Raw genomic sequence first — 3443 nt, forward strand, 5'->3', positions numbered from 1 at the left:
CCCCTCACCTGCCGGTCGAGCGAGAAGCGCCAGCCCCCTACGCGTCTGGTGTCCTCACCCCCTTCCGCCGCGCGCTCGCCCGAGGTGTGGTGCGCGCCCGCCCCCCCCCCCTCGCTTCGCTGTGAGGAACGCGGCGCCGGCCAGTACCAGCGCGTCCTGAAACACGCCCTAGCCGTTCCCCTCGCCCAGCTCGGGGAAGTGGCACGCCACCTCGTGCCCGGTCTTCAGCGCGGCCAGCGGCGGCTCCTGGCTGGCGCAGACGTCCTGGGCCTTCCAGCAGCGGGTGCGGAAGCGGCAGCCGCTGGGCGGGTTGATCGGCGAGGGGACGTCGCCCTTGAGCAGGATCCGCTCGCGGCCGGCCCGCTGGCGCCGGCGCGGGTCGGGCACCGGCACCGCGGACATCAGCGCGTTGGTGTACGGGTGCAGCGGGCTCGCGTAGAGGGAGTCGCGGTCGGCGATCTCGACGATCTTGCCGAGGTACATCACCGCGACCCGGTCCGAGACGTGCCGGACCACCGAGAGGTCGTGCGCGATGATCAGGTAGGTCAGGCCGAGTTCGCGCTGGAGGTCGTCCAGCAGGTTGACCACCTGGGCCTGGATGGAGACGTCCAGGGCGGAGACCGGCTCGTCCGCGATGATCATCTTCGGCCGGAGGGCGAGCGCCCGGGCGATGCCGATGCGCTGGCGCTGGCCGCCGGAGAACTCGTGCGGGTAGCGGTTGTAGTGCTCGGGGCTGAGCCCGCACAGTTCCAGCAGTTCCTGGACGGCCTTCTTGGTGCCGCCCTCGGGCTCCACCTTCTGCAGCCGGAACGGCGCGCCGACGATGGTGCCGACGGTGTGCCGCGGGTTGAGCGAGGAGTACGGGTCCTGGAAGATCATCTGGATGTCGCGGCGCAGCGGCCGCATCGCGCCGACGCCCAGGTGGGTGATGTCGGTGCCCTCGAACTCGACCTTCCCGCCGGTCGGTTCGTCGAGCCGGGTGACCAGTCGGCCCATCGTCGACTTGCCGCAGCCGGACTCGCCGACGACCCCGAGCGTCTCACCGGCGTTGACGGTGAAGTCGATGCCGTCGACGGCCCGCACCGCGCCGGTCTGGCGGCGCAGCAGTCCGCCGCGGATCGGGAAGTGCCGGGTCAGGCCGGTCACCCGGAGCAGCGGCTCGCGGTCGGGGGCGGGCGCGGGCGCGGGCGCGGGGGCCGTTGCCGCCTGAGTGTCCGTCATCGGTTCTCTCCAGAAAGGTGGTACGAGGCCGGGCTCACAGCCGGGGCGCGATCTCTTCGGCGAAGATGCGGTGCCGTTCGGCGGCCGGGAGGTGGCAGGCCGCGTAGTGGCCGGGCGAGGCTTCGGCCAGCACCGGGAGCTCGCTCGTGGAGCGCCCGCCGGTCCGGTCGGCGTACGGGCAGCGCGGGTGGAAGGCGCAGCCGGACGGCACGTTGATCAGGCTGGGCGGGGTGCCCTTGACCGGGACGAGGCGGTCCTGGAGTTCGCGGTCCAGGCGCGGCATGGAGCCCAGCAGGCCCCAGGTGTAGGGGTGTTCGGGCGCGTCGAAGAGGGTCTCGGCGGGGCCGCGCTCGATGCACTTGCCGCCGTACATGACCAGGATGTCGTCGGCCAGTTCGGCGACCACCCCGAGGTCGTGGGTGATGATGATGACGGCCGAGCCGAACTCGTCCTGGAGGTCGCGGATGAGGTCCAGGATCTGCGCCTGGACGGTGACGTCCAGGGCGGTGGTGGGCTCGTCGGCGATCAGCAGCGAGGGGTCGTTGACCAGCGCCATGGCGATCATGGCGCGCTGGCGCATGCCGCCGGAGAACTGGTGCGGGTAGTCGTCCACCCGGCGGTCGGGCTGCGGGATGCCGACCCGGTCGAGCATCTCGACCGCGCGGGCCCGGGCCTGCTTCTTGGACGCCTGGGGGTGGTGCACCCGGTACGCCTCGACGATCTGCGCGCCGACGGTGTAGTAGGGGTGCATCGCGGTCAGCGGGTCCTGGAAGATCATCGCCATCTCGCGGCCGCGCAGTTGGCGCACCCGTTCGGGGCCGGCCGCGATCAGGTCCTCGCCGTCCAGCCGGATCTCGCCGGTGATCCGGGCCCGCTTGGTGCGGTGCAGGCCCATGATGCCGAGCGAGGTGACGGACTTGCCGGAGCCGGACTCGCCGACGATGCCGAGGGTGCGGCCCTTGTGCAGGTCGAAGCTGACCCCGTCCACCGAGCGGACCAGGCCGTCGTCGGTGTCGAAGTGGATCCGCAGGTCGCGGACGGAGAGGAAGGGGTCGCCGGACGGGGCCTGGGCGGCGACCGCCTCGGTCTTCTGGAGCTCGGTCACGAGAGCCTCACCCGGGGGTCGACGAGTGCGTACAGGAGGTCGACCACGAGGTTGCAGGCGACGATGAAGAAGGCGGCGAGCAGGGTGACGCCGAGGATCTTGGGCAGGTCGTTGTCGGCGATCGCCTGGACGGCGAAGGCGCCGACGCCCTGGAGCGAGAAGACCTGCTCGGTGATGAGGGCGCCGCCGAGGAGCAGGCCGAGGTCCATGCCGAAGATGGTGATGACGGGTGTCAGCGCGGCGCGCAGTCCGTGCCGGGCGACGACCTTGCGCTCGACCAGGCCCTTGGCCCGGGCGGTGCGGATGTAGTCCTCGCTCATGGTCTCCAGCATTCCGGCGCGGGTGAGCCGGGCGTAGAGCGCGGAGTAGAGGAAGGCCAGCGAGATCCACGGGAGGATCAGGTTGCGGGCCCACATCAGCGGGTCGTCGGCGAAGTCGACGTACTGGAGGTTGTCCAGGATCGGCCACTCGTAGCTGAACAGCGTGAGCAGCAGCGCGCCGGTGAAGAAGACCGGCAGCGAGACGCCGGCGAGGGAGATGCCCATGGCGATCCGGTCGAAGACCGAGCGCGGCTTGAGCGCGGAGACGACGCCGGTGGCGACGCCCGAGACCAGCCAGAGCACGGCCGCGCCGACGGCGAGCGAGAGGGTGATCGGGACGCGCTTGATCAGCTCGGGCCAGACCTCCAGGTGGTTCTTGAAGGAGTAGCCGAAGCACGGTACGTGGCAGGTGACCGGGTCCGGGCCGAACTTGTACTCGGCGCCGCTGACCAGGCCCTTGAGGAAGTTCCAGTACTGGGTGTACAGCGGCTGGTCGAACCCGAGGTTCTTCTTGACCGCGGCGATCGCCTCGGGGGAGGGGTTCTTCCCGACGTACTGCGTGGCCAGTTGGTCGGTGGTCTCGCCGGCGATGCGCGGGAGCAGGAAGAAGATCGCGAAGGTGACCGCACTGACCACCAGCAGCAGCACGACGGCCGCGAAGATCCTGCGGATGATGTAGGCAAACACAGTTGGGCGGCTCCGGCGGGCCCGGCGCGGGCGGGGGGCTGGGGTCCGGGAGGGGGGGGGGGGGGCGGGCGTCACGGAGGAGGAGGTGGTTGCTGAGGAGGGATTTTTTT

The 3443-nt window shown here is 70.9% G+C and carries 3 protein-coding genes; all 3 read right to left on the bottom strand.

Going from position 1 to position 3443, the window contains the following annotated elements; translation table 11 throughout:
- Nucleotides 1–168: 168 nt before the first annotated feature.
- Genes ACFV6D_RS08400 through ACFV6D_RS08410 form a run of 3 tightly spaced genes read right to left on the bottom strand, consistent with a single transcriptional unit; the run spans nucleotide 169 to nucleotide 3333 of the window.
- Entirely contained in the window at nucleotides 169–1221 is a 1053-nt protein-coding gene (locus tag ACFV6D_RS08400; RefSeq protein WP_380558940.1) for an ABC transporter ATP-binding protein, read from the bottom strand.
- Nucleotides 1222–1255: 34 nt separating this feature from the next.
- Entirely contained in the window at nucleotides 1256–2326 is a 1071-nt protein-coding gene (locus ACFV6D_RS08405; protein WP_063347741.1) for an ABC transporter ATP-binding protein, read from the bottom strand.
- A complete protein-coding gene (locus ACFV6D_RS08410) occupies nucleotides 2323–3333 on the bottom strand; it encodes an ABC transporter permease (protein ID WP_363372006.1) in 1011 nt (336 codons plus the stop codon). The genes ACFV6D_RS08405 and ACFV6D_RS08410 overlap by 4 nt, the downstream gene beginning before the upstream one ends.
- Between the last annotated feature and the right edge of the window lie 110 nt (nucleotides 3334–3443).

Origin of the sequence: Kitasatospora sp. NPDC059812 (genome assembly GCF_042732075.1) — a bacterium.
GTDB lineage: Bacteria > Actinomycetota > Actinomycetes > Streptomycetales > Streptomycetaceae > Kitasatospora.

Bases quoted from the DNA above. Each gene is read 5' to 3' on its own strand.
- ACFV6D_RS08400 (WP_380558940.1), bottom strand. From the start codon at position 1,221: ATGACGGACACTCAGGCGGCAACGGCCCCCGCGCCCGCGCCCGCGCCC.